Annotated in this window: 16 protein-coding genes; 7 read left to right on the top strand and 9 right to left on the bottom strand. The window is 73.9% G+C overall.

Translation table 11 applies throughout. From position 1 onward, the window contains the following. The coding region (locus JFN87_RS24705; protein ID WP_209343292.1) for an ATP-dependent helicase at positions 1-1,444 on the bottom strand (1,444 nt) is incomplete at its 3' end. A 198-nt stretch (positions 1,445-1,642) separates the two neighbouring features. Next, entirely contained in the window at positions 1,643-2,116 is a 474-nt protein-coding gene (locus tag JFN87_RS24710; protein ID WP_245181142.1) for an MGMT family protein, read from the bottom strand. 161 nt (positions 2,117-2,277) lie between these two features. On the opposite strand from JFN87_RS24710, the gene JFN87_RS24715 reads away from it, so the two are divergent. After that, positions 2,278-5,145 carry a lysylphosphatidylglycerol synthase domain-containing protein gene (locus JFN87_RS24715; RefSeq protein WP_307865583.1) on the top strand — a complete coding sequence of 956 codons (2,868 nt, stop codon included), beginning with the start codon at positions 2,278-2,280 and terminating at the stop codon, positions 5,143-5,145. Between the two features lie 375 nt (positions 5,146-5,520). Beyond that, the gene (locus JFN87_RS24720; RefSeq protein WP_307865584.1) at positions 5,521-7,083 is read left to right on the top strand and encodes an alpha/beta hydrolase; all 1,563 of its coding nucleotides are present in this window, start codon (positions 5,521-5,523) and stop codon (positions 7,081-7,083) included. A gap of 72 nt (positions 7,084-7,155) precedes the next feature. Here JFN87_RS24720 and moeZ read toward each other — a convergent pair whose 3' ends face one another. From moeZ to JFN87_RS24750, 6 genes are all read right to left on the bottom strand, one after another. After that, positions 7,156-8,334 (bottom strand): adenylyltransferase/sulfurtransferase MoeZ, encoded by a 1,179-nt coding sequence (moeZ, locus tag JFN87_RS24725; RefSeq protein WP_209343294.1) that lies wholly within the window; start codon positions 8,332-8,334, stop codon positions 7,156-7,158. Positions 8,335-8,399: 65 nt separating this feature from the next. Further along, complete coding sequence (locus JFN87_RS24730; protein ID WP_209343295.1) at positions 8,400-9,152, bottom strand: spherulation-specific family 4 protein; 753 nt, start codon at positions 9,150-9,152, stop codon at positions 8,400-8,402. Next, positions 9,140-10,120, bottom strand: coding sequence for an SDR family oxidoreductase (locus tag JFN87_RS24735; protein WP_209343296.1), 981 nt, complete (start codon positions 10,118-10,120; stop codon positions 9,140-9,142). The genes JFN87_RS24730 and JFN87_RS24735 overlap by 13 nt, the downstream gene beginning before the upstream one ends. Before the next feature lie 121 nt (positions 10,121-10,241). After that, positions 10,242-11,360, bottom strand: coding sequence for a hypothetical protein (locus tag JFN87_RS24740; RefSeq protein WP_245181143.1), 1,119 nt, complete (start codon positions 11,358-11,360; stop codon positions 10,242-10,244). 13 nt (positions 11,361-11,373) lie between these two features. After that, a complete protein-coding gene (locus JFN87_RS24745; RefSeq protein ID WP_209343297.1) occupies positions 11,374-13,149 on the bottom strand; it encodes a DUF3492 domain-containing protein in 1,776 nt (591 codons plus the stop codon). A 226-nt stretch (positions 13,150-13,375) separates the two neighbouring features. Then, the gene (locus JFN87_RS24750) at positions 13,376-14,344 is read right to left on the bottom strand and encodes an alpha/beta fold hydrolase (protein ID WP_209343298.1); all 969 of its coding nucleotides are present in this window, start codon (positions 14,342-14,344) and stop codon (positions 13,376-13,378) included. Between the two features lie 128 nt (positions 14,345-14,472). Between JFN87_RS24750 and JFN87_RS24755 the strand changes: the two genes are divergently transcribed. The 4 genes from JFN87_RS24755 to JFN87_RS24770 all read left to right on the top strand — a co-directional run bounded on the left by JFN87_RS24755 (position 14,473) and on the right by JFN87_RS24770 (position 16,525). After that, entirely contained in the window at positions 14,473-14,763 is a 291-nt protein-coding gene (locus JFN87_RS24755; RefSeq protein ID WP_307865585.1) for a hypothetical protein, read from the top strand. 167 nt (positions 14,764-14,930) lie between these two features. Next, positions 14,931-15,569, top strand: a complete 639-nt coding sequence (locus tag JFN87_RS24760; protein ID WP_209343299.1) for a TetR/AcrR family transcriptional regulator — start codon at positions 14,931-14,933, stop codon at positions 15,567-15,569. Between the two features lie 178 nt (positions 15,570-15,747). Next, complete coding sequence (locus tag JFN87_RS24765; RefSeq protein WP_209343300.1) at positions 15,748-15,975, top strand: DUF3107 domain-containing protein; 228 nt, start codon at positions 15,748-15,750, stop codon at positions 15,973-15,975. A gap of 223 nt (positions 15,976-16,198) precedes the next feature. Then, a complete protein-coding gene (locus tag JFN87_RS24770) occupies positions 16,199-16,525 on the top strand; it encodes a hypothetical protein (protein WP_307865586.1) in 327 nt (108 codons plus the stop codon). 10 nt (positions 16,526-16,535) lie between these two features. Here JFN87_RS24770 and JFN87_RS24775 read toward each other — a convergent pair whose 3' ends face one another. Then, positions 16,536-17,255: a ferritin-like fold-containing protein gene (locus JFN87_RS24775; protein WP_209343301.1), complete on the bottom strand. Its 720-nt coding sequence runs from the start codon at positions 17,253-17,255 to the stop codon at positions 16,536-16,538. A 609-nt stretch (positions 17,256-17,864) separates the two neighbouring features. Here JFN87_RS24775 and JFN87_RS24780 point away from each other — a divergent pair. Further along, a partial coding sequence (locus JFN87_RS24780; RefSeq protein ID WP_307865587.1) for a DEAD/DEAH box helicase occupies positions 17,865-19,404 on the top strand: 1,540 nt, incomplete at its 3' end.

Here is a 19,404-nt window from a genome sequence, read left to right on the forward strand (position 1 = left end):
CCGCAGCGCCGGGGGCCGGGCCCTCGCGGCCGACGCCCTCGGGGGCCGCGAGCGTTGCCCTCGCCACCGCGCGGAGCGCCGTCAGCAGGGGGGCCACCGCCGGCTCGTGGCGCAGCGGGATGTCGTCGCCGTCGACCTCGACCGGCACGCCCGCCGACGTCAGCGCCCTGCGGATCGACGGGATGGTGCGGCCGCCCGCGCGCACCAGCACCGCCATGTCGCTCCAGCCGACCCCGTCCTCCAGGTGCGCCCTGCGCAGGATGTCCGCGACGTTGTCCAGCTCCGTGGACGGCGTGGGGAAGGTGTACACCTCCGCCCTGCCACCGTCCCGCACCGGCTCGGGTCCGCGGTGCGCGCTGACCGCCTCGCGCGGTAGGCGCGGCAGCGGCATGCGCCGAGCCACCTCGCGCGTCGCGGCCAGCAGGCGGGCCCCCGAGCGCCGGGTGCGGGTGAGGACCGCGACCGGCGCCTCGCGGCCGTCGCCGCGCGGGAAGGCGCGCGGGAAGTCGAGTACGCCGTTGACGTCGGCGCCGCGGAACGCGTAGATCGACTGGTCGGGGTCGCCGAACGCGACCAGCGTCCGCCCGCCGCCCGCCAGCGCGCGCAACAGCCTGACCTGCGCCGGGTCCGTGTCCTGGTACTCGTCGACGAAGACCGCGTCGTACGAGGCCGCCAGCTTCGGGCCCACGTCGGGGAGGTCGGCGAGCAGCGCCGCCCGGTGCACGAGCTCCGCGTAGTCCAGCACGCCCTGGAGGTCGAGCACGTCGAGGTACTCGGCGAGGAAGGCGGCGGCCGCCCGCCAGTCGGGGCGCCCCGTGCGCGCCGCGAACGCGCCGAGCGCATCGGGGCCGAGGCCGAGCTCACGGCTGCGCGCCAGCACCGCGCGCACCTCGTCGGCGAATCCGCGCGTCGTCAGGCAGGCCCTGAGGTCGTCGGGCCAGCGCACGCGCGAGCGCCCCTCGCGCGCGAGGTCGATCTGGCCGGCGAGCAGGTCGCGCACGGCGACGTCCTGCTCGGGGCCAGACAGCAGCCGCAGGGGCTCCCTGAACAGGGCGGCGTCCTGGTGCGCGCGTACCAGGGCGTAGCACAGCGAGTGGAACGTGGTCGCCTGCGGCGCGCGTGCGCCGCCGAGCCGGGCCGCCATCCGGTCGCGCAGCTCGACCGCGGCCTTGCGGCTGAACGTGAGCACGAGGATCCGCGCCGGGTCGCCGCCGCGCGCGACGCGTGCCGCGACGGACTCCACCAGCGTCGTGGTCTTGCCCGTGCCGGGACCGGCGAGCACGAGCAGCGGTCCCGCCCCGTGGTCAACCACCGCGCGCTGTGCCGCGTCCAGCACAGGGAGGTCCGCCGGTACGGGGGCGGCGCGTACCAGACGGTAGGCGCCGGCGCCCCGCTGCCGCGCCCCCTGGTGCGGGGGGCGTCCGGTGGTGGTGGAGGAGCTCACGTCGATCGCCGGTCCTGGAAGTGCGTACGAGGGGGTGCTGAGGTGCGAGGAGTCGAACGGGCCATGTGGGGCCCGGCGGCGGCGCCGGAGCCGGGCGTGACGCGTGCGGCAGACGCTACGCCGCCGGGTCCTGGGGACGCAGGCGGTCGTACGAAACCGACCGGGCCTCTCCATCCCGCACCACGATGGCGGAAACTGTCATATGTGAGACCGATCGCCCGCGTGCTCCGCGGCCTGCCCGCCGCCCACCGCGCCGCCGTCCCACCTGGCGCGCCGCATGTCGAGGCGGGGCAGGTGGCCATCGGCGCTGCGCGCGGCCTCCCGCAGCGGCGTGCCCTCCGCCCGGTACGCGTCGAGTGCCCGCAGTTCGTGGCCCGCGAGCAGCACGCCGTCGGAGCGCACCACGCGCCACCACGGCACCGCACCGCCGTACAGCGCCATGGCGCGGCCCACCTGGCGCGGGCCGCCCTCCCCGAGCCACTCGGCGACATCGCCGTACGTCATGACCCGGCCCGGCGGGATCAGCTCCGCGACGTCGAGGACCCGCTCCGCGTACTCCGGCAGCACGCCCGCGCCGTCCACCGGCTCCGCGCCGTCCACCGGCTCCGCGACCTCGGCCGGACCGGCCGAGGCCGCCCGCTTTCCGTCCCGTTCGTGCTCCTGCCGCCTCATCCGTCCCATCCTGCCTCACGGCACGGACAGTCGCGGCGACCGGGCTCAGTGCCCGCATACCGGGGCAAACCGGCGCGTCTCACTGCTCATCTGTGCGCGCAACGCCCTGTGTTGCCCCCGTGCGCGGACCTCACGTGCCACCATCGTGCGGGCGGTGACTGGTGATACAAGATCGAGAAGACACGGACGCGACGGAGGAGCAGGCCGGACGGCCTGCCACGGCCGAGGGCCCCTCCGGCGGTGAGCCGTGCGACCGCGACGGCACGCCACCCACCGCCGGGGAGGACGCGGCCGCGGAAGACGCGGCCGGGGAGCTCGCGGCTCGGGAGCACGCGGCCCGCGAGGACGCGGCCGTGACGGACGACGACACCGAGTCCCCCGAGGCGGTGCGCGCCCAGACGGAGCCCGCCGGCGACGAGGACAACGACGACGTCCCGCTCGCGGACCGCGTCTCCGGCGACGAGCCGCTGCTCGCCGCGCGCGTGCACCGCCCCTCCGACCTGCTGCGCCTGCTCGTGGGGCTGCTCGCCATCGTCCTCGTGCTGCTGCTGTCCGCGTTCGCCCACGGCACCACGTCCGGCCTGGAGCAGGACATCAGCAGGGGTACGGGCCAGGCGCCCGACCTGCTCGCCAAGTTCGCGGGGCTGCTGTCCAGCATCGCCGTGCTGCTCGTGCCCGTCGCGTTCGCGATCGAGCGCCTGATCAAACGGGACGGGCTGCGCATCGCGGACGGCGTGCTCGCGGCGGTGCTCGCCCACGGCGTGACCCTCGCCACCGACCTGTGGGTGGCGCGCGCCGCCCCGCACGGCTTGCAGGCCGCCCTGACGATGCCGCAGGTCGGCAGCGGCGCGACCGACCCCGTGCACGGCTACCTCGCGCCCGTCATCGCCTACATGACGGCCGTCGGGATGGCCCGAAGGCCGCGCTGGCGCGTGGTGCTGTGGGCGGTGCTGCTGCTCGACGCGTTCGCCATGCTCGTCGCCGGATACACGACACCCTTCTCGATCATCCTGACCGTGCTCATCGGCTGGACCGTGGCGTACGGGACGCTGTACGCGGTCGGCTCGCCGAACGTGCGCCCCACCGGCCAGACCCTCATGGCCGGCCTGCGCCGCGTCGGCTTCCGGCCGGTCAGCGCGATGCGCGCCGAGGAACCGTCGTCCGAGCCCGTCGAGGCGGCCGACCGCGGCCGGCGGTACTTCGTCTCCCTGGAGGACGGGCCGCCGCTCGACGTCACCGTCGTCGACCGCGAGCAGCAGGCGCAGGGGTTCTTCTACCGGGTGTGGCGCAGGCTGACGCTGCGCTCGATCACCTCGGGCAGGTCCATCCCGTCCCTGCGTCAGGCGCTCGAGCAGGAGGCGCTGCTCGCGTACGCGGCGATCGCGGCGGGCGCACGCGCCCCCAAGCTGATCGCCACATCGGAGCTCGGGCCCGACGCCGTCATGCTCGTCTACGAGCACCTCGGCGGGCGCACGCTCGACGCGCTCGCGGACGACGAGATCACCGACGAGCTGATGCGCGGCTCCTGGGAGCAGGTGCGTGCGCTGCAGTCGCGGCGCATCGCGCACCGCAGCCTGACCGGGGACGCGCTGCTCGTGGACCGCGCGGGCCGCGTCACGCTCACGGAGCTGCGCGGCGGCGAGATCGCCGCGAGCGACCTGGTGCTGCGCATGGACACCGCGCAGCTGCTCACCACGGTCGGCCTGCGGGTCGGCGCGGAGCGCTCCGTCGCGGCGGCGGTGGGGGTGCTGGGGCCTGACGCGGTCGCCGACTGCCTGCCGCTGCTCCAGCCGATCGCGCTGAGCCGTTCGACGCGCGCGACGCTGCGCAGACTCGCGCGCGAGCGGTCGCAGCGCGAGCGCGAGGCCGTGCTGGAGGCGTCGGCCGCGAACAAGAAGGCGCGGCTCGCGGAGGCGGCCGCCGAGACGGACGGCGACAAGAAGGCCGCGCGCAAGTCGGTGCGGGCGGAGAAGCAGGCGGAGAAGCGCGCCATAGACGACGCTCTGGGCGGGGCACGCGAGGAGGATCTGCTCTCGCAGATCCGAAAGCAGGTGCTGCTGATCAGGCCGCAGGCGCCGGTGGAGCCGGTGCGCCTCGAACGGATCAGGCCGCGCACGCTGATCGGGTTCATCGCGGGCGCGATCGCCGCGTACTTCCTGCTGTCGCAGCTCACGCAGCTCGACTTCGGCATGGTCATCAGCAAGGCGCACTGGGGCTGGGTGGCGGCCGCGGTGCTGTTCTCGGCGGCGTCGTACGTGGCGGCCGCGATGAGCCTGCTCGGCTTCGTGCCCGAGCGGGTGCCGTTCCTGCGCACGGTGTCCGCGCAGGTCGCCGGGTCCTTCGTGAAGATCGTCGCACCGGCGGCGGTCGGCGGTGTCGCGCTGAACACGCGGTTCCTTCAGCGCTCCGGGGTGCGCCCGGGCCTCGCGGTGGCGAGCGTGGGAGCGTCCCAGCTGTTCGGGCTCGGGGCGCACATCCTGCTGCTGGCGGCCTTCGGCTACCTGACGGGCACGGAGAAGACGACGTCGCTCACCCCGTCGAGGACGGTGATCGCGGGGCTGCTGACGGTCGCGGTGCTCGTCCTGGTGGTGACGGCGATCCCGTTCCTGCGCAAGTGGGTGGTGACGCGGCTGCGGTCGCTGTTCGCGGGCGTCGTGCCGCGCATGCTGGACGTCCTGCAGCAGCCGATGAAGCTGGTGACGGGCATCGGCGGCCAGCTGCTGCTGACGGGCATGTTCGTGATGTGCCTCGACGCGTCGATCCGCGCGTTCGACAACGGCCACCAGCAGCTGAGCTACGCGAGCATCGCCGTCGTCTTCCTGGCGGGCAACGCGATCGGCTCCGCCGCGCCCACCCCAGGCGGCGTGGGAGCGATCGACGGCGCCCTGACGCTGGGCCTGCTGGCGGTGGGCCTGCCGAAGGAGGTCGCGGCGCCTGCGGTGCTGCTGTTCCGCCTGATGACGCTGTGGATCCCGGTGCTGCCGGGGTGGATCGCCTTCAACCACCTGACCCGCAGAGGCTCACTCTGACACGGGGGCGACGGAGCTTGCCTGCGTCCTCGCACAGGGCCGGGCCCGGGGCATGGGGCCGCGGTCGGCCGTGTGCACGGGGTCAGTGGCCCCTGGGGGCCCGGCCCGGGGCGCATGGCAGCGTGCTGGGGGCAGGCCCGTGTGGACGGACCGGCGGGGCGGCGGGGCGCCCGCCCCAACGCCCCGCCACGGCAGTGGCCGCCCGGGGCGGGCGCCCTGCCGCGGAGACGGCGCCCCCGCGCCCGGTGGCGCCCCCGCGGCCGGCGGCACTCGTAGGGGTCGGTCCTGCCCGGGGTGCCGGGCAGGACCGGCCCCGCCACCCGCTTGGACCGTGGCCACGGGCGGCGGCGCGGGCGCGGCGCCAGCATGGGGACCATGCGCAGATCCCTGGTCGCCGCCGTGTCCGCCCTCGCCCTCGTCGCCCTCGCCGGATGCTCCGATGCCGCGGACAGCGGCTCCGCGCCGGCCTCCGGAGCGTCGCCCGCACCCAGCGACCTCGCGACGCAGAAACTCGACTGGCGCGCCTGCGGCGCCCCGAGTGTGGCGCAGGGCGGCGGCTCGGCGCCCAAGCCGCTGCCGCACGGCGGCACCTGGCAGTGCGCCGACATGTCCGTTCCGCTGGACTACGCGCACCCGTCGTCCGGCACGATCCGCCTCGCCCTCATCCGCGTGAAGGCCACCGACCAGAAGCACCGCATCGGTTCGCTCATCTTCAACTTCGGCGGCCCCGGCGGCTCGGGCGTCACCGGCCTGCCCTCGTTCGCGAAGGACTACGAGAAGCTGCGGGCACGCTACGACCTCGTCAGCTTCGACCCGCGCGGCGTCGGCGACAGCGCCCCCGTCGAGTGCGAGAACGACAAGCAGCTCGACTCCTTCTACGCCATGGACTCGACGCCCGACACCGCCGCCGAGAAGAAGGCGTACACGGCGGCGCTCGCCAAGTACGCGGGCGCCTGCCAGAGCAACTCGTCCGGCAGGCTGCCGCACGTGGGCACCACCGAGGCCGCACGCGACATGGACCTGATGCGGCAGGTGCTCGGCGACAAGAAGCTGTACTACTTCGGCATCTCGTACGGCACCGAACTCGGCGGCGTGTACGCGCACCTCTTCCCCACCCACGTCGGACGGGCGATCTTCGACGGCGTCGTCGACCCGACCCAGGACTCCGAACAGGGCGCACTCGGCCAGGCCAAGGGGTTCCAGCTCGCCCTGGACAACTTCGCCAAGGACTGCGTCTCGCGCGGCGACGCCTGCCAGCTGCCCGGCTCGACCCCGCAGGAGATCGAGCAGTTCATCGTCACGATGCTCGACAAGCTCGACACCCACCCGATCCAGGGCATCGGATCGCGCAAGCTGACGCAGACCGAGGCCACCAACGGCGTGGTGGAGGCGCTGTACTCGAAGGACTTCTGGCCGCTGCTCGAACAGGGCCTCGACGAGGCGCACGGCGGCGACGGGGCGCTGCTGCTCGCCCTGTCGGACTCGCTCAACGGCCGCGACCAGCACGGCCGCTACAGCAACACGCAGGCCGCCAACGCCGCCGTCAACTGCCTGGACTCCAAGGAGCGCTTCGGCCTGGCGCAGACCCAGCAGAGCCTGCCGGAGTTCCGCAAGGCGTCGCCCGTCTTCGGCAACCTGCTCGGCTGGGGGATGCTCAGCTGCTCCAAGTGGCCCGTGGCCGGGCGCTGGACCCACCCGGACGTCAGCGCGCCCGGCTCGGCCCCGATCCTCGTCGTCGGCAACACCGGGGACCCCGCCACGCCGTACGAGGGCGCCAAGGCGATGGAGAAGGCGCTGGGCAAGGGCGTGGCCGTGGAGCTCACGTACAAGGGGCAGGGCCACGGCGCGTACGACAGCGGCAACGCGTGCGTGCAGCGCACCGTCAACACGTACCTGCTGGACGGGAAGCTGCCGGCCGCCGGCACGGTCTGCCGGTGACGTGACGAAGAAGGGCCGGTCCGCGCACCCCGTGCGCCGACCGGCCCTTCACTCGCGTAACGCGCGTAACCCCTAGTAGACGGGCTTGCTCGGCTCGACCTGGTTGATCCAGCCGATGACACCGCCACCGACGTGCACCGCGTCGGAGAAGCCCGCGGACTTCAGCACCGCGAGGACTTCCGCACTGCGGACACCCGTCTTGCAGTGCAAGACGATCTTCTTGTCCTGCGGGAGCGACTCCAGCGCGTTGCCCATCAAAAACTGGTCCTTCGGGATCAGCTTGGCGCCCGGGATGGACACGATCTCGTACTCGTTGGGCTCGCGGACGTCGATGATCTCGATGTTCTCGTCGTCGTCGATCCACTCCTTGAGCTGCTTCGGAGTGATCGTCGAACCGGCGGCGGCCTCCTGGGCCTCCTCCGACACGACACCGCAGAACGCCTCGTAGTCGATGAGCTCCGTGACCGTCGGGTTCTCGCCGCAGACCGCGCAGTCGGGGTCCTTGCGCACCTTGACCTGGCGGTACTGCATCTCCAGGGCGTCGTAGATCATCAGACGCCCGACGAGCGGCTCACCGATGCCCGCGAGGAGCTTGATCGCCTCGTTGACCTGGATGGAGCCGATGGACGCGCACAGCACGCCCAGCACGCCGCCCTCGGCGCACGACGGGACCATGCCGGGCGGGGGCGGCTCCGGGTACAGGCAGCGGTAGCAGGGGCCGTGCTCGGACCAGAAGACGCTGGCCTGGCCGTCGAAGCGGTAGATCGAACCCCAGATGTACGGCTTGTTCAGCAGCACACAGGCGTCGTTGACCAGGTAACGGGTGGCGAAGTTGTCCGTCCCGTCCACGATCAGGTCGTACGCCGCGAAGATGTCCATCACGTTCTCGGCTTCGAGCCGTTCCTCGTGCAGGACGATGTTCACGTACGGGTTGATGCCCTTGATCGAGTCCTTCGCGGACTCGGCCTTGGACCTGCCGATGTCGGACTGGCTGTGGATGATCTGGCGCTGCAGGTTCGACTCGTCGACCTCGTCGAACTCGACGATGCCGAGCGTGCCGACACCGGCCGCGGCCAGGTACATGAGCGCCGGGGACCCGAGTCCTCCGGCGCCCACGATGAGCACCTTCGCGTTCTTGAGCCGCTTCTGCCCGTCCATGCCCACGTCGGGGATGATCAGGTGACGGGAGTACCTGCGGACCTCGTCGACGGTGAGCCCTTCGGCGGGCTCGACCAAGGGGGGCAACGACACAGGGACCTCTACAGGGGTAGGTCAATTCGGTAACTGTTCTCCCTGTAACAGTGCCATGCGCTTTCTCATTCCGAGATACCCGGTCCGACGAGCGAGACGATCTCGTCCCAGTACCCGGGCAGTGCCGCGAACGGGTCGCCGAGGCCGCTCGGATCGGAGCGGTCGGTGAAGAAGATCGTGCCCGCGCCCTGCCAGCGCGCGATGCGCACCGCCTCGTCCAGGTGGGTGCGCGGCACGCCGTGCACCAGGTGGACGAAGTGGTCCTGCGGATAGGCGGCCGTCCACTCGGCCGCCTGCGACCAGCGGTAGTCGGCCCACGCGCCGCAGAACGTCACCAACTGGTCGGCCGCCTCCGCGTATCCGGCGTACGGGTGCGTGCCGTGGCCGAGTACGAGGTGCCCGCCGTCGAGCACCGCCTCCAGGGTCGCGGTGATCCGCCTCACGCCGGCCAGGCCCTCACGGTCGGACGGCGCGCGGTCCAGGTAGAAGCCGCCGACGCGGTACCAGTCGGCGAACCGCTGGGCGTCGAGCACAAGCTCGGCGAAGTCGCGGGTGCCGTGGCGCAGGTCCAGGTGGCCGAGGACCCTGGCCCCGGCGTTGGTCAGCCGCCCCGCCGCCTCCAGGCAGTGCGGGTCGGGCCGGTCGCCAGGGCCGTCGGCGACGTTGAGCACCGCCCAGTGCAGCGGGGTGCCGGGTCTGGTCAGTTCGGCCCACTCGACGGGCGCGAGCAGCGGGTGCGCGTAGCCGGGGACGCCGAATCCCGTCCTGCCCGCCTCCGTGCCGGCCCGCGGCCGTCCCGTGCTGGTCAGATGCGGCACGCGGCCTCCATCCAGATGTCCGCCAGCGACTCCTCCAGACCGATCCTCGGGCGCCAGCCGAGCCGGTCGCGCGCCGTGCGGACGTCGGCCTGCTGCCAGGGGCCGCAGCCGTCGGGGTACGGAAACGGGCCGACGCCCAGGTGCTCGGCCGCGGGCTCGCCGCGCGGCGCGCCGATCGGGCCGTGGCCGTGGGCGCGCGCGACGGCGGGGGACGGCGCGTCCAGCTCGTTGAGCGCGCCCGCGTAACCGGCCACCCTGGCCAGCACGGCGGCCGCGTCCCTGAGCTTGACCGCCCTGCCCGTGCCGATGTTGACGACGCCCTGGGCGGCCGAGAGCGAGGCCGCGTGGACGGCGCGCGCGACGTCACGTACGTCCACGAAGTCGCGCTGCACGCCGAGTCCGGCCAGCTTGAGCTCCGGGTCGCCGGCCTGCATGGCCCGCCGCATGGCCTCGGCGAGCCTGCCGAGCGGCGAGCCCGCGGGCGTGCCCGGGCCGACCGGGGAGAAGACGCGCAGCACGACCGCGTCGAGCCCCGAGCCGAGCACCAGCTCCGTGGCGGAGAGCTTGCTCACGCCGTACGGGCCGCCGGGCCGCGGCACCGCGTCCTCCGCGGTGGACGAGCCTGGCTGCGAGGGCCCGTACTCGGAGGCGCAGCCGATCTGCACGAGACGCGCGCCGCAGCCGCTGCGCCTGAGGGCCTCGCAGACGGTGGCGACGGACACGGTGTTGTGGCGGATCAGGTCGCGCGCGCCGCCACGAGTGGAGCCGGCGCAGTTGATGACCACGCCCGGGTGCACGGCGTCCATGAAGCGCGTCAGGGCTCCGGGGCTGCCGCCCGCGAGGTCGAAGCGCACGTCGGCGTCGTCGCCCCTGCCGAGCGCGGTGAGGTGGACCGCGGGGTCGGCGAGCAGGCGGTCTGCGACGAAGCGGCCGAGGAAGCCGTTGGCGCCGAGCAGCAGGACCCTCATCGGGACGCCCCTCTCTCGGTTGCGGCCACCTGGGCCCGTGGCCTGGGGTGCGGGATCATGACGGTTCGTCTCCTTGGTGTGGTGGTGAAGGGGCGGCGGCCCGGCGGCGCGGGCAGAGCCCTCAGGTGTGCGCCGACGCTCTGGCGAGGCTGACGGCCGCGTGGCAGAGGAGCCCCGCCGCGGCCGCGCCGCAGGCGAGCGCGGGTACGGCGCCCGCGCCCCAGGCGTGCACGGCCTGTGCGACGGGTGTGCCGAGTGCGGCGTAGCCGGGCAGGCCGGACACGAGGACGGACAGGCTGGCCAGCGCCTCGACCGCGCAGGCGGCGGCGAGCCCCGCGGCGGCCGCGCCGGGGCGGCCGTGGACGGTCAGGAGCCTGGCGAGCAGCAGCAGGGTGCCGAGGGCTGCCACGTGCGCGGGGTCTCCGCCGTCGTGGAAGCCATGGAGGCCGTGGACGCCGAGGGCGCCGCCGTAGCCGTGGACGTCGTGGAACAGCGGCGGGACGAGCAGCGCGATCCCGGTCAGGGCGCACGCGTACAGCGCCACCGCCACGAGCAGCGTCGGCCTGGTGGACGCGGTGAAGTCCGCGAGGCCCCGGCTGCGGGCGAGCCCGCGCCTGGCGCGCAGGGAGAAGAGGTGCGCGCACCACGCGGCGGGCACCACCGCGAACGAGAGCGCGACGAGCGAGGTGGGCGTGGCGCTCCAGGACGGGCCGGAGCCGCCTTCGACGTGCGCGGTGAGCAGCCCGTCGCCGTACACGGCGTAGGCGAGCAGCCAGTACACCCAGAGGCGGACGGCGGGGGCGCGGCGGCCCTCGGCGCGCAGCGGGCCGTGCCGCAGGCTCGCGGCGACGGCGCAGGAGAGCGCCACGGCGCCGGCCAGGGCGACGCCCAGGCGGGTCTGGCCGCCGGCGCGGTCCAGGAGGAACAGGGTGAAGGCGGCGACGAGGCCGGGCAGGGGCGTGACCAGCATCCAGGGCGCGAGGCGCTTGGCGCCGGTGGTCTGCGCCGCTACGGCCGGTTCGGCGCTCGCCGTGTCGTGCGGGACACGCGCGTACAACTCCTCGGCCAGGGCGAAGACGTCGCGGTGGCGAAAGCGGGCGAGCGCGGCCTTGTCGGTGATGCCGTGCGCTTCGAGGGCGGCGGCGATCTCCAGCGGATCGACGGCGTCCTCGCACAGCGTCCTGTGCCGGTGCAGCAGCGACTTCACCGGGTCGGCGGTGCCGGGTGCTGTGCGTGCCATGGTGGTGCCTCCGTCAGACATCGCGGCCTCCTGCGCCCGCCGCCGCGCCCGCGCAGACGGCCTCACGCGCGGACGCCGGGGCCTGCGCGGACACGGAGGCCAGGGCCTCCTCGGCCCGCGCCGCCCAGCGGACCGGCACGTGCACCTCGGCCGCCGCGGCGAAGGGCAGCGGCGCGCCGCCCGCGCCCACCGCCTGCGCCACGCGCTGTACCGGGGTGTGGGAGACGATTTCGAGGTAGGCGGCCCGGAACGCGGCGACGTTCTGCCGGATGGTGAAGAGTTCGAGCGCGCGCGAGTGCGCGGCCGCGCCCAGGCGCCGCCTGCGCCCGTCGTCGCCCAGCAGCCCCAGGCACGCGTCGGCGAGGGCCTTCGGGTTGTGCGCGGGGACGACGAGGCCGGTGCCGCCGATGACCTCCACCACGGCGCCGACGTCGGTCGAGACCGTCGCGCGGCCGCAGAACATGGCCTCGACGAGGCTGACGGGGAACCCCTCGACTGCGCTGGAGAGCACGACGATCCCGGCACCGGCGTAGGCGTCGGCCAGTTCGGGGGACTCGGGCCCGCCGGCCTCCTCGAACGAGACGGGGTTCTCCCCCACCGCGTACGCGCCCGCGGCCTCGTCGGGGAACAACTGGGCGGCGAGCGCCCGGCAGTGAGCCAGGTAGGCGGGGCCGTCGCCGGTGGTGGAGGGCGCGCCCACGATGCGCATCCGAGTCCGGGGCCGCTCCTTGCGGATCTGCGCGAAGGCGTGCAGCAGGGTCACGAGGTCCTTGGCGGGCTCGATCGCGCCGACCCAGACGAGGGTGTCCCGGTCGCCGGTGTCGTCGCCCTCGCCCACCTCGATGAACCGCTCGGCCTCCATGCCGGGGTGGACGGTGCGGAGCTTGGCGCGGTCGGCGCCGCACCGCTCCTGCCAGCGGCGCGCGTGCGCGTTGCCCGGCGTGACGAGGCTGGCGGCGCGGTAGACCTCGGCGGCGAGGCTGCCGTGGAAGGCGGCCAGCAGCGCACGCAGGGGGGCGCGCGAGGGCCCTTCGCGTCCGGCGTCGGTGGCGAGGTAGTGCGCCCGCAGCCGGACGCCGTACTCGGTGACCAGCAGGGGGACGCCGAAGAAGCGTTTGGCCAGCAGGCCGGGGAGCGCGGCGGGTCCTGCCGAGGTCGCGTGGCAGACGTCCACGGACCCGAGGCCGCCTTCCTCGGTGTCGTACCAGTCGAGGCAGAGGGGGCGCAGGGCGCGCTCCAACTCGTGGGCGAAGGCGAGGAGATCGGCGACGGCCGCGCCCCGCACGCTCCGGCGCGCGCCGGGTGCACGGCACGCGGACTCCAGGACGCGCAGGGCGGTCTCCGAGCGCAGGGCCGCGTGCAAGCCGCCGTGTTCCCTGGCGAGTTCCGCGAGGCCGTAGAGGCCGGAGGCGAAGGTGCCGGCGCCCTCGTCGGTGCCGGCGCCCTCGTCGGTGCCCGCGCCCTCGTCGGTGCCCGCGCCCTCGTCGGTGCCGGCCCGCTCGTCGCAGACGGCGAGCGCGAGTCGACCGAGGTGTTCGGCGAACCGGCGGCGCTCGCGCCTGCCGTACGCGCCCTTGTCGTCCACCGGCGCCCACAGCGGCGCGGTGTGCACCCGGCGCACCTGCGGCGGCGGGTCGACGAGCCCGGACCGCTCCTGCCGGGCGCTGCGGCTGAGCGCGTAGACGTCGAACTCGTGGTCGTGGAGCCCGCGCACGAGCCGGTCGCACCAGGGCCCGGACTCGCCGTTCGCGTACGGATAACCACCGTCCGTGACCAGTCCGATCCGCACGAACACTCCCCCGTTCCTCCTGTGGGAGGCCGCCTCCGTACGGGCGACCCGCTGCGGAACGACGGTATGCGGATATGAAGGTGGCGCGATGGACGGTTGTCCATCGCGCCACCGGAAGGGGTGAATGCACGTAACCAATCGGTTGCGGGCGCGTTCGAGCGGCTACACGGCGCGCACCCGCGGCGTGCGAGCGGGGCGCACGAGCCCGGCGCGCGCCGCGTGCGGATCAGCTCGCGTCGGCCTGAGCGATGAGGTCCCTCGCCGCCCGCGCGACCACCTCGGGGAACTCCATCATGGCCACGTGGCCGGCGTCCGGCAGCGTCAGCAGGCGGGAGTCGCGGAAGGCCGCCGACGCCTTGCGCGCCATGCGGAAGGAGACGAGCTGGTCCCGGCCGCCGTAGACGAGCAGCGTCGGCGCGAGCACGCGCTCGGCCTGCCGCCACAGGTTGTGCTGGCCGCCCAGCGTGTACGCGTTGACGATGCCGCGCGCGGAGCGTGTCATCGCGTCCCAGAAGTACGGCAGTTGGAGCCTGCGCTCCATCTCGGTCACGGCGGCGCCGAGGTCCTTGTCACTGACCGACGCGGGATCGCCGTAGCAGAGCGCGAGCACGCCGCGCGTGCGGTCCTCCGCCGTCCAGTCCCTGCTGAGGCGCGTGAACAGCGGCGTCACGCCGGGCAGCGCCATCAGGGCGGTGGGCAGCGCGCCGCGCTGCACGCGGATCTCCGGCAGCGCGGGCGAGATCAGCGTCAGCGTGCGTACGAGGTCGGGGCGTACGGCTGCGACCCTGGTGGCGACCGAACCCCCGAGCGAGTTCGCGATGAGGTGCACGGGGCCGCGGCGCCGCGCGTCGAGCAGCCTGATGATCGCGCGCGCGTGCCCGGTGAGGGAGTAGTTGCCGTCGTCGGGCGGCGGCGAGTCCCCGAACCCGGGCAGGTCGACCGCCTCGCCGTCGACGACGTCGGCGAGCAGCGGCATCAGCGCCGACCAGTTCTGCGAGGAGCCGCCGAGCCCGTGCACGTACAGCGCGGGCGGCAGTCCGGTGCGCGCGCCGGGGCGCGCGCGGACCGTGAGGGTGAGCCCCGGCAGCTCCACCGTGCTCAGCCGCTCCCCTTCCGCCACGGCCACGGGGGCCACGCGCGGAGCCGTGGAGGCCGCGGCGGCCGCGGCGGTTTCCGGAAGCTCGGTCGAAGACATGTCCGCAATGTTACGTAGGGAGTCACGCACACGTTCGTGTGGCGGCGGTCACAGGCCGCGTGGCGTCGCGCGCGGGTGACTTCTACGCTCGAACCGGGGCACCGGGGGAAGGGAGCACGGAAGAACAGGTGACGAGACGAGGCGCGGCGGACGCGCGCGCCATGACGGGAAGGGCACTCATGTCGGTCCCCGAGAACCCTGATGAGTACGTCGACCAGGACACGTTCGGGCGTGAGGCCCCGGGCGGCGAGCTGGACGCCGAGACCCCGGAGGCCGACGCCGCCGAGCAGCGGGCGGACGTGCGGGACGACGACGCGGAGGAGAGCCCCGCGCGCGGCGCGACGGACGAGGCCGACGAGGCCGACCGGGCGGAGCAGGCGCGCCCCGCGGGCGGCGGCGAGGACGACGACTACCGCTGAGCCCGCCGTCCGCGACGTCCCGGCCACCATCCGGTATGTGAAATTCCCTTCCGTACCGCGCGCCAGGGGGTTACCCAAAAGTACGATGGCCAGTCGGGGTACAGCGCACGCCGGCCACTCGTGGACCACGGGGCCTCAGCGGCGCACAGAACGATATGGGAGGCGGCGTGACAGCCATGGAGCAGACGGAGGCGGCGCGGCCGCGAGGGACGCGCCTGCCGCGTCACGCCCGGCGCAACCAACTGCTCGGTGCGGCTCAGGAGGTCTTCGTGGCCCAGGGGTACCACGCGGCGGCGATGGACGACATCGCCGAGCGTGCCGGGGTCAGCAAGCCGGTGCTCTACCAGCACTTCCCGGGCAAGCTCGAGCTGTACCTGGCGCTGCTCGACCAGCACTGCGAGGCACTGCTGCAGTCCGTGCGCACGGCGCTCGCGTCGACGACGGACAACAAGCAGCGCGTCGAGGCGACGATGGACGCGTACTTCGCGTACGTCGAGGACGAGGGCGGCGCGTTCCGGCTGGTCTTCGAGTCGGACCTGACGAACGAGCCCGAGGTGCGCGAGCGTGTCGACCGGGTGGCGATGCAGTGCGCCGAGGCGATCTCCGACGTGATCGCCGAGGACACCGGCCTGTCGAAGGACGAGTCGATGCTGCTGGCCACCGGCCTCGGCGGGGTCTCGCAGGTGGTGGCGCGCTACTGGCTCTCCAGCTCGTCGCCCGTGCCGCGCGAGAAGGCGGTCTCGCTGCTGACGTCGCTGGCCTGGCGCGGTATCGCGGGCTTCCCGCTGCACGGCGAGGGGCACTGATCCGGCCGCACGCGCGTCACGGGCGGGCGGACGCGGGCGGGGGCCGCTTTGTTCCCGTCCGGTGTTCGCTGCGGGCGTTGCAGCGCGGCGTCTTGCGCGCCCTCGGCGCGGGCTAATGTGTGCTGCGTACCGCGCGGTCAGGCCGCGCAACGCACTGACCGTTCGGAGGGACATAGCCGTGGAGGTCAAGATCGGCGTGCAGCACGCGCCTCGGGAGATCGTTCTGGAGAGCGGGCAGTCCGCCGAGGACGTCGAGCGCACGGTGTCGGAGGCGCTGGCCGGCAAGGAGCAGCTGCTCAGCCTCACGGACGACAAGGGCCGCAAGGTCCTCGTGCCGGCGGAGCGGGTCGCGTACGTGGAGATCGGCGCGCCGGCGCAGCGGCGGGTCGGCTTCGGCACCGTCTAGCGCACGGCGCCGTCGAGCACGCGGCGCATCGCGGAACGGATCGGCCCGGCGGGGATGCCCCTGCCGGGCCGATCCGCGTGTGCGTCTGCGTCTGCGTCTGCGTCACCTGATCGCGGGGCCGTCCGTCACGGCAGGGTTGCCGGGCGTGCACACCGGGTAATGACCGGCTGGACGCGCCGGCCACTCGCCCGGCGTGCCGCCCGGAAGCCCGCGAGGTGATCCCGTGATCCTGGAGATTCTCGGTGCTGCGCTGATCGGCCTCGGCCTGTCCGCGGCCGCCGCCGCCCTGCTGGCGCGCCGCCTGCCCGCCCGGCACCTGGTGGTGCTGGCGGGCGGTCTCGGCGCTCTGTTCGGCGCGTACGTGACGCATGAGGCGCTCGGCCCGGGGCACGTTCCGGCCACGCTGCTCGGCGCGCTCGGCGTGTCCGCGGTGATGATCTCGCTGCTTCTGCGCCCGGCCGCCGCGGCGTCCGCGACCGCGCCCGTGCCCGTCGCCGGGAACGCGCCGGTCGTCGGCCGCGCGCCCGTCGCCGGGCGCGCGATCCCGTAAGGGGCGTGCGCTACGCGGCGAGGCCCAGCGCGGCCATGCGCTTGGTGTGCGCCTCCGTGATGCGGGAGAACATCCGGCCCACCTCGGCCAGGTCGAAGCCGTCGGCCACGCCGCCCACCAGCATCGTCGAGAGCGCGTCGCGGTCCGCCACCACGCGCTGGGCCTGCGAGAGCGCCTCGCCCATGAGGCGGCGCGCCCACAGCGCGAGCCTGCCGCCGACACGCGGGTCGGCCTCGATCGCGGCGCGCACCTTCTCCACGGCGAAGTTGCCGTGCCCGGTGTCGTCGAGCACCGCGAGGACCAGCGCGCGCGTGTCGGTGTCGAGCCTGGCGGCGACCTCGCGGTAGAAGTCGCTGGCGATCGAGTCGCCGACGTACGCCTTGACCAGGCCTTCGAGCCAGTCGGACGGCGCGGTCTGGCGGTGGAACTCGTCCAGGGCCTTGGCGAAGGGCTCCATGGCCTCGGTGGGGTGCGCGTCGATCTCGAGCAGCCGCTGGTCCAGCTGCTCGAAGTGGTGGAACTCGGCGGACGCCATGCGCGCGAGCGCGGCCTTGTCGGCGAGCGACGGGGCGAGCTTCGCGTCCTCGGCGAGGCGTTCGAAGGCTGCCAGCTCGCCGTAGGCGAGGGCGCCGAGGAGGTCCACGACGGCCGCGTGGTACTGCGGCTGCGCGGACGCCGTGGCCCAGTCCTGCCCGGCGATCCCGGTGTTCTCGCTGTCTGCGTCTGCCACGGCAACCTTCCGATTCGTGTGCTCGTGCTCGTCGTGCTCGTCGTCACCCGCGTATCCGCACAATAGTCCGCGCCGGGGGCGGAAAAGATCCGGTCCTGGCCTGGCCGGGAACCGCCTGGTGAACTTCGGCCGACACGTGTGCGCGAATCCGGGGTATGGTGGTAATGCGCCTGCCGAATATTCGGCGGGCCATCACAGTGTTTGACCGAAGGTCGACAGGACCGCTGTGCAACGTCACGGCGTGTGAGGTCAGGCCGCCTTCGGACAGGCCCCATGAGGATGCCCGGTCGGTGGCCCGATCGGCTCCGACCCGACCGCCCTCAGCGCGGTCCGTGCGCCGAGCTGCACACGAACCCGCACATGAGGGGCCCCCTGAGCGGTACGAGCGCTTGAGCGACGGCAGGGGTCCCGCGCCATCCGGTCACTCACGACCGGGGATTCCGACCAGCGCGGACTCCGGCGCGGTACGAACCCCCGCGTTCGCCTCGCACCGCACCTCACGGAAGAGGCAGCACCCTGACTACGACGTTCCGCGATCTCGGGATCCTTTCCGAGACGGCCGAGGCCCTCGAAGCCGTCGGCATTCAGTCCCCCTTTCCCATCCAGGAGATGACGCTCCCGGTCGCCCTGTCGGGCACCGACGTCATCGGCCAGGCGAAGACCGGCACGGGCAAGACCCTCGGTTTCGGCCTGCCGCTGCTGGAGCGCGTCACCGTCCCCGCCGACGTGGAGGCCGGCCGGGCGACGCCCGAGCAGCTGACGAACGCGCCGCAGGCGCTGGTCGTCGTCCCCACGCGCGAGCTGTGCCAGCAGGTCACCAACGACCTGCTGACCGCGGGCAAGGTGCGCAATGTGCGCGTCCTCGCGATCTACGGCGGCCGCGCGTACGAGCCGCAGGTCGAGGCCCTCAACAAGGGCGTCGACGTGATCGTGGGCACCCCCGGCCGCCTGCTCGACCTGGCGGGCCAGCGCAAGCTGGATCTGTCGCACGTGCGGGCGCTCGTGCTCGACGAGGCCGACGAGATGCTCGACCTGGGCTTCCTGCCCGACGTCGAGAAGATCATCCAGCTGCTGCCCACCCGCCGTCAGACGATGCTGTTCTCCGCGACCATGCCGGGCGCGGTCATCGGCCTCGCCCGCAGGTACATGTCGCAGCCGACGCACATCAGCGCCACGTCGCCCGACGACGCGGGCGCGACGGTCGCCGCGACCACGCAGCGCGTGTACCGGGCGCACTCGATGGACAAGCCGGAGATGGTCGCCCGCATCCTCCAGGCGGAGGGCCGCGGCCTCGCGATGATCTTCTGCCGCACCAAGCGCACCGCGGCGGACATCGCCGACCAGCTGATGCAGCGCGGCTTCGCCGCGGGCGCCGTCCACGGCGACCTCGGCCAGGGCGCGCGCGAGCAGGCGCTGCGCGCGTTCCGCAACGGCAAGGTCGACGTGCTGGTGTGCACCGACGTCGCCGCGCGCGGCATCGACGTCGAGGGCGTCACGCACGTGATCAACTACCAGTCGCCCGAGGACGAGAAGACCTACCTGCACCGCATCGGCCGCACGGGCCGCGCGGGCGCCACGGGTACGGCCGTCACGCTGGTGGACTGGGACGACATCCCGCGCTGGCAGCTCATCGACAAGGCGCTCTCCCTCGGCTTCCCGTCCCCGCCCGAGACGTACTCCACCTCGCCGCACCTGTTCGAGGAGCTGGACATCCCGGAGGGCACGAAGGGCATCCTGCCGCGTGCCGCACGCACGCGCGCGGGCCTGTCGGCCGAGCGGGTCGAGGACCTGGGCGAGACGGGCGGCCGCGGCCGCCGCGGTGGCGCACCCGCCGCCGCGACCGAGGAGCGTCCCGCCCGTACGCGCACGCCGCGCCAGCGTCGCCGCATGCGCGGTGGCGTGGCGGTCGGCGAGGCGGAGGGCCGCGCGGCCGAGGCCGTGGACACGGCCGAGTCGCGGGAATCCGCGGACGCGGCGGACGAGCGGGCACCGCGCCGTCGCCGCCGTACGCGCTCGGGCGCCACGGCCACGGCGGAGAGCGCGGTTCCGGCACCCGCCGAGGCGCCGGACACGGCCGAGGCCGCCGAGGCACCCGCCAAGCCGCGCAGGCGCCGCACGCGCCCCGTGAAGCAGGCGGCCGCGGCGGACC

The organism is Streptomyces montanisoli (assembly GCF_017813245.1).
Taxonomy (GTDB): domain Bacteria; phylum Actinomycetota; class Actinomycetes; order Streptomycetales; family Streptomycetaceae; genus Streptomyces; species Streptomyces montanisoli.

What these genes read in the sequence shown, in the direction of transcription:
- JFN87_RS24710 (WP_245181142.1), bottom strand. Translation starts at nt 2,116, where the DNA reads ATGAGGCGGCAGGAGCACGAACGGGACGGAAAGCGGGCGGCCTCGGCC.
- JFN87_RS24720 (WP_307865584.1), top strand. Translation starts at nt 5,521, where the DNA reads ATGCGCAGATCCCTGGTCGCCGCCGTGTCCGCCCTCGCCCTCGTCGCC.
- JFN87_RS24735 (WP_209343296.1), bottom strand. Translation starts at nt 10,120, where the DNA reads ATGAGGGTCCTGCTGCTCGGCGCCAACGGCTTCCTCGGCCGCTTCGTC.
- JFN87_RS24740 (WP_245181143.1), bottom strand. Translation starts at nt 11,360, where the DNA reads ATGGCACGCACAGCACCCGGCACCGCCGACCCGGTGAAGTCGCTGCTG.
- JFN87_RS24750 (WP_209343298.1), bottom strand. Translation starts at nt 14,344, where the DNA reads ATGTCTTCGACCGAGCTTCCGGAAACCGCCGCGGCCGCCGCGGCCTCC.